Genomic DNA, 5627 nt, shown 5'->3' on the forward strand with positions numbered 1-5627 from the left:
TCCCGGTCACCGGCGCGCATCGTCGCCGACAGCAGCTCGATCGTCCGCCCGGGCCGCTCGACGCCCGCGGTGACCGTGACCGGCCCGGCGGGCACCGCTCCGAGCACCTCGACGGTGACGCGGGCGATCCGCCACCCCGCCTCGGCGCCGCCGGGGCGGGACTCGGGCAGCCCTTCGAGGGCGCGGACCAGCAGCGCCGAGGGCGGGCCCATGTGCTGGGCGTCGGCGAACCAGGGGCCGGTCGTCGACGGCGTCGCCTCGAAGGCGGCGTGGGTGACGCCGTCGGCGGTCTGCTCGCCGCGGGGCAGGTAGAACGGGCCGGGCGGGATAGGGGGCGGTGCGCTCACCCGTCGATCATGCCGCGCCGCCCGGCCAGCCGGGATACGGCGGGGGAGTACCGCCCCACGCGGGGCAGTGGGCCTTGTGGTCGCAGGTGCGGCAGGCCGGGCCGGTGCGGGGCCGGAAGTCCCCGGTGGGGGCGGCGAGCCGGATGGCGGTCCACACCGCCTCGAGCAGGCGCCCGAAGCGGGTGAGCTCCTCGGCGTCGGGCCGGTAGGTCAGGGCGGTGCCGTCGGCCAGGTAGAGCAGGCGCAGCTCGTCGGGGACGCGGCCGTGGGTCAGCAGGACGGCCAGTGCGTAGAACTTGAGCTGGAACAGCACGCCGGACTCGTAGCCCTCGCCGGGCGTCGCGCCGGTCTTGTAGTCGACCACCCGCAGCCCGTCGGGACCGTCGTCGAGCCGGTCCAGGATGCCGCGCAGCGGCACCGGCGCCGCGTCGCCGGCGCCGGGCAGGGCCGCCTCGATGCGGGTCTCCACCGCCGTCGCGGAGACGCCGGCCGGGTCCTCCAGGGCGAAGTAGCGGTCGAGCAGCGCGGAGGCCGAGTCCAGCCAGAGCGCGAGCTGCGGGTCCTCCGGGCCGCTGAACAGCGCCGCCGCGGCGGGCTCCGCGGCCGCGAGGTCGTCCCAGCAGGGGCCGAGCAGCTCCCGCGCGGCCTGCGGGGTCCGGTCGGCCGGGTCCCGGGCGAACAGCCGCTCCAGCACCGCGTGCACCAGTGTCCCGCGGACCTGCGCCTGCGACGGCGGCTCCGGGAGCCGATCGACCGCACGGAACCGGTAGAGCAGTGGGCAGCGGCGGAAGTCCGCCGCACGCGACGGGGACAGGGCGGGGGGACGCGGGGGTGCCGCGAGGGGTACAGGGATGACCGCGGGGCCCGGTGCGGCCGGGCCGGGCTCGTCGGCGGGGGCGGCGGTCATAGCGGCAGGCTAGCCGCGACCCCTGACGGTTCCGGGCGCCCCGGGGAGCCCACGTGCCCCGGCGTCGGAGCCGGGGGCGCGCGCGGATAGCGTCGTCGCCCGTGCACGACGCCCCGACGCCCGACGCGCCGACCGAGTCCGCGCCCCTCGACAGCCCGCACGCCGAGGAGCCCGTCGACGCGGACCTCGTCGACGCGGAGCCCGTCGACCCGGAGATCATCGACACCGTCCCCGCCGCCGCCGACGAGCCTGGCGACACCGGGTCCACCGACAGCGGCACGCCCGACAGCGGCACGCCCGACAGCGGGACCGCCGACACCGGATCCGCTCCTACGGGGACCGCCGGGACCGAGCCGGCCACCTGGGTGCCCCCGCGCCGCGGCGGGCCGTTCCGCGAGGGCGACCGGGTGCAGCTCACCGACCCCAAGGGGCGCCGCTACACCGTCGTCCTCCAGGCCGGTGGGGCGTACCACACCCACCGCGGCCAGATCGACCACGACGACATCATCGGCTCGCCCGAGGGCGGGCTCGTGCACTCCGCGGCGAACACGCCGTACCTGACCATGCGTCCCCGCCTGGCCGACTACGTGCTGTCGATGCCCCGCGGCGCCCAGGTGATCTACCCCAAGGACTCCGCGCAGATCCTCATGTGGGGCGACGTGTTCCCCGGCGCGCGGGTACTGGAGGCCGGCGCCGGGTCCGGCGCGCTGACCTGCTCGCTGCTGCAGGCCGTCGGGCCGACCGGCAAGGTGATCTCCTACGAGGTCCGCGACGACCACGCCCCGCACGCGGTCACCAACGTCGAGACCTTCTTCGGCCACCGGCCCCCGCACTGGGAGCTGACCGTCGGTGACGTCAGGCAGCACCGCGGCGAGGTCGACCGGGTCGTGCTGGACATGCTCTCGCCGTGGGACGTGCTCGACACCGTCCGCGACTGCCTGGTGCCGGGTGGGATCCTCGTCGGCTACGTCGCGACCACCACCCAGCTGTCGGTGCTCACCGAGGCGCTGCGGGAGATGCAGTGCTGGACCGAGCCCGAGTCCTGGGAGGCGATGGTCCGCCCCTGGCACGTGGTGGGTCTGGCCGTCCGTCCGGAGCATCGGATGATCGCCCATACGGCCTTCCTGCTGACCACCCGGCGGCTCGCCGACGGCGTCACGCCGCCCCGGCAGCAGCGACGGCCGACCGGCCGCTGACCCGGGAGTTCTGTCCGGTTTCGACCGGATCGCCACCGCGACGCGCCGGACCGCGGAACGAGAACGTTACGAACTACCCTCCGTGTGGACGTGGCGGTGACGCCCGTGAAGCCGCAGAGTGACCACATGGTGCCGACCGGCTGAGGCCCGGATCACCGGTTCGACGCACCGTCGCGGTCACCCGTCACGGGTACCGTGGTGAGACGGAACACGGAGGGAGGCTGCCGTGAACCACCCCTACGACGACGGTCCCGGCAACCAGGGTTTCCAGTCTGACCGCGACCTCAGCCCCGCTGAGGCCGCCGAGCACATCCGTCACCTCGAGCACGAGATCTCCTCGCTACGTCAACGGCTGACCGAGACGCCCCGGCACGCCCGAGTGCTGGAACAGCGGCTCGCCGAGACCACGAGCCGGCTCTCCGCGCTCAACGCTCGGAACGAGAAGCTGACCGAGACCCTCAAGGAGGCCCGCGGCCAGCTGGTCGCGCTCCGCGAGGAGGTCGACCGGCTCGCGCAGCCGCCGTCCGGCTACGGGGTGTTCCTGGGCCGGTACGACGACGACACGGTCGACGTCTTCACCTCCGGCCGCCGGATGCGGGTCCCCGTGTCCCCGGCGGTCGAGGGCGAGACGCTGCGTAGCGGTCAGTCCGTCCGGCTCAACGAGGCGCTCACCGTGGTCGAGGCCATGGGCTTCGAGCAGGTCGGTGACCTCTACTCGCTGCGGGAGATCATCTCCCGTCCGGGTGAGGACGGCTCGGCCGGTCGCGGCCTGGTCGTCGGCCACTCCGACGAGGAGCGCGTCGTCTGGCTGGCGGCGCCGCTGTTCGAGCTCGGACAGGAGGAGGGCACCAGCCCGCTCAAGTCCGGCGACTCGGTCATGGTCGACTCGCGGGCGGGCTACGCCTACGAACGGGTCGCCAAGGCCGAGGTCGAGGACCTCGTGCTCGAGGAGGTCCCGGACATCGCCTACTCCGACATCGGCGGCCTGTCCCGGCAGATCGAGCAGATCCAGGACGCGGTCGAGCTGCCGTTCCTGCACACCGAGCTGTTCACCCAGTACGAGCTGCGTCCGCCCAAGGGCGTGCTGCTCTACGGGCCGCCCGGCTGCGGGAAGACGCTCATCGCGAAGGCCGTCGCGAACTCGCTGGCGAAGAAGATCGCCAAGCAGCGGGGCGACGACCCGGACGAGGGGCGCGCGTTCTTCCTCAACATCAAGGGCCCCGAGCTGCTCAACAAGTTCGTCGGCGAGACCGAGCGGCACATCCGGCTGATCTTCCAGCGCGCGCGGGAGAAGGCGAGCGCCGGCACCCCGGTGATCGTGTTCTTCGACGAGATGGACTCGATCTTCCGGACCCGTGGCTCGGGTGTGTCCTCCGACGTGGAGACGACGATCGTCCCCCAGCTCCTCGCCGAGATCGACGGCGTCGAGGGCCTGGAGAACGTCATCGTCATCGGTGCCTCGAACCGTGAGGACATGATCGACCCGGCGATCCTGCGGCCGGGACGGCTCGACGTGAAGATCAAGATCGAGCGTCCGGACGCCGAGGGCGCGAAGGACATCTTCTCGAAGTACCTGACCGAGACGCTGCCCATCCACGCCGACGACGTCGCCGAGTTCGGCGGCAGCCGCAAGGCCTGCGTGGACGGGATGATCCAGCGGGTCACCGAGCGGATGTACGACGAGTCCGAGGAGAACCGGTTCCTGGAGGTCACCTACGCCAACGGCGACAAGGAGACGCTCTACTTCAAGGACTTCAACTCCGGTGCGATGATCCAGAACATCGTCGACCGCGGGAAGAAGTCCGCGATCAAGGCGGTGCTCGAGTCCGGCCAGCCGGGGCTGCGGGTCCAGCATCTGCTGGACGCGATCGTCGACGAGTTCGCCGAGAACGAGGATCTCCCGAACACGACCAACCCCGACGACTGGGCGCGGATCTCGGGGAAGAAGGGGGAGCGGATCGTCTACATCCGCACCCTGGTCACCGGCAAGAACGACGCCACCGGCCGCGCGATCGACACCGCGTCGAACACCGGCCAGTACCTGTAGGCAGGCTCCGCACGCACGGGCCCCGCCGCATCCTGCGGCGGGGCCCGTCGTGTGTCCGGGGATCGTCACCCGGTGGAATGATGTCCGGACGAAACGGGCATCCTGTGCACGGAGCCGTGCACGTCCGTGTCGCGGCCCGCCACCACGGAGGTCCTCATGGCCGGCATCATCGGGCGCATCAGCGCATTCCTGAAGAGCCCGCAGGGGCGTCGCTACAGCGACCAGGCCAAGCGGATGGCGAGCGATCCGCGCAACCGCCGGCGGGCGCAGGACATGCTGCGTCGCTTCCGCGGCAAGCGCTGACCGGAGTCCGATCCGTTCACGACGCCGGGCTGCCCGCGGCCTAGCGTGGTGGGCATGGACACCTCGATCGGCGCCGAGCTCGACATGATCGGCATCGTGGTCACCGACATGACCCGCTCGCTGGCCTTCTATCGCCTGCTGGGGCTGGAGTTCCCCGAGGGCTCCGAGACCGAGGCGCACGTGGAGACCACGCTGCGCGGCGGCGTGCGCCTGGCCCTGGACCTGCAGTCGATGGTGGAGGGCTTCCACCCGGGTGTCACCCCGGACGGCCACGGCCGGGTCGGGCTGGCGTTCCGGCTGCCGACCGCCGCGGCCGTCGACGACGCCTGGCGCCGGGTCACCGCGGCCGGTCACACCTCGGTGCTGGACCCGTTCGACGCGCCGTGGGGGCAGCGCTACGCCACCGTCGCCGACCCCGACGGCTCATCGCTGGACCTGTTCGCCTGGACCTGACCTCGCACACGTTCCCCCGACGTCGCCTACCCCGCAGTGGCTGCGACGTCGGGGGAAGCCGTGCGAGGTGCGAGGGACGCCGGCGACACGCCGGCGAGTGCGCGGACCTCGCGGGACAGGTGGGGCTGGTCGGCGTAGCCGGTGCGGGCGGCGACCGCGGCGGGGGAGACGCCGTCGTACAGCAGCGCGGCCGCGGCCCGGAAGCGCAGCACCCGCCGTGCGACGGCCGGTCCGTACCCGAGGGTGGCGACGCAGCGGCGGTGCAGGGTGCGTCCGGTGACGCCGAGCCGGTCGGCCAGCTCCGCGGCGGACATGCCCCCTGCCAGGGCGCGCAGCGCGGGGTGGGGGAGTCGGGTCGGCGTCCGGTCGTCCAC

Annotated in this window: 7 protein-coding genes; 4 read left to right on the top strand and 3 right to left on the bottom strand. The window is 73.0% G+C overall.

All coding sequences use genetic code 11. From position 1 onward, the window contains the following. Both GTW08_RS20465 and GTW08_RS20470 read right to left on the bottom strand, forming a co-directional pair. Nucleotides 1-347, bottom strand: a 347-nt coding sequence (locus GTW08_RS20465) for an acyl-CoA thioesterase domain-containing protein (RefSeq protein WP_161152395.1), incomplete at its 3' end; no start/stop codon positions are given. Between the two features lie 7 nt (nt 348-354). Beyond that, entirely contained in the window at nt 355-1254 is a 900-nt protein-coding gene (locus GTW08_RS20470; RefSeq protein WP_161152396.1) for a RecB family exonuclease, read from the bottom strand. A gap of 365 nt (nt 1255-1619) precedes the next feature. Between GTW08_RS20470 and GTW08_RS20475 the strand changes: the two genes are divergently transcribed. The 4 genes from GTW08_RS20475 to GTW08_RS20485 all read left to right on the top strand — a co-directional run bounded on the left by GTW08_RS20475 (nt 1620) and on the right by GTW08_RS20485 (nt 5253). Further along, nucleotides 1620-2450 carry a tRNA (adenine-N1)-methyltransferase gene (locus GTW08_RS20475; protein ID WP_073575314.1) on the top strand — a complete coding sequence of 277 codons (831 nt, stop codon included), beginning with the start codon at nt 1620-1622 and terminating at the stop codon, nt 2448-2450. A gap of 226 nt (nt 2451-2676) precedes the next feature. Further along, nucleotides 2677-4497: a proteasome ATPase gene (arc, locus tag GTW08_RS20480; RefSeq protein ID WP_073574821.1), complete on the top strand. Its 1821-nt coding sequence runs from the start codon at nt 2677-2679 to the stop codon at nt 4495-4497. A gap of 156 nt (nt 4498-4653) precedes the next feature. Next, nucleotides 4654-4800, top strand: coding sequence for a hypothetical protein (locus GTW08_RS31160; RefSeq protein WP_167379050.1), 147 nt, complete (start codon nt 4654-4656; stop codon nt 4798-4800). Nucleotides 4801-4854: 54 nt separating this feature from the next. After that, nucleotides 4855-5253 carry a VOC family protein gene (locus GTW08_RS20485; RefSeq protein WP_073574822.1) on the top strand — a complete coding sequence of 133 codons (399 nt, stop codon included), beginning with the start codon at nt 4855-4857 and terminating at the stop codon, nt 5251-5253. Between the two features lie 26 nt (nt 5254-5279). Here the strand turns inward: GTW08_RS20485 and GTW08_RS20490 are convergent. After that, nucleotides 5280-5627 (bottom strand): helix-turn-helix domain-containing protein (locus GTW08_RS20490; RefSeq protein ID WP_161152397.1); only part of this gene is annotated, 348 nt, incomplete at its 5' end.

This window comes from Pseudonocardia sp. SID8383 (genome assembly GCF_009864975.1).
Taxonomy (GTDB): domain Bacteria; phylum Actinomycetota; class Actinomycetes; order Mycobacteriales; family Pseudonocardiaceae; genus Pseudonocardia; species Pseudonocardia alni.

Bases quoted from the DNA above. Each gene is read 5' to 3' on its own strand.
- GTW08_RS31160 (WP_167379050.1), top strand. From the start codon at position 4,654: ATGGCCGGCATCATCGGGCGCATCAGCGCATTCCTGAAGAGCCCGCAG.
- GTW08_RS20485 (WP_073574822.1), top strand. From the start codon at position 4,855: ATGGACACCTCGATCGGCGCCGAGCTCGACATGATCGGCATCGTGGTC.
- GTW08_RS20470 (WP_161152396.1), bottom strand. From the start codon at position 1,254: ATGACCGCCGCCCCCGCCGACGAGCCCGGCCCGGCCGCACCGGGCCCC.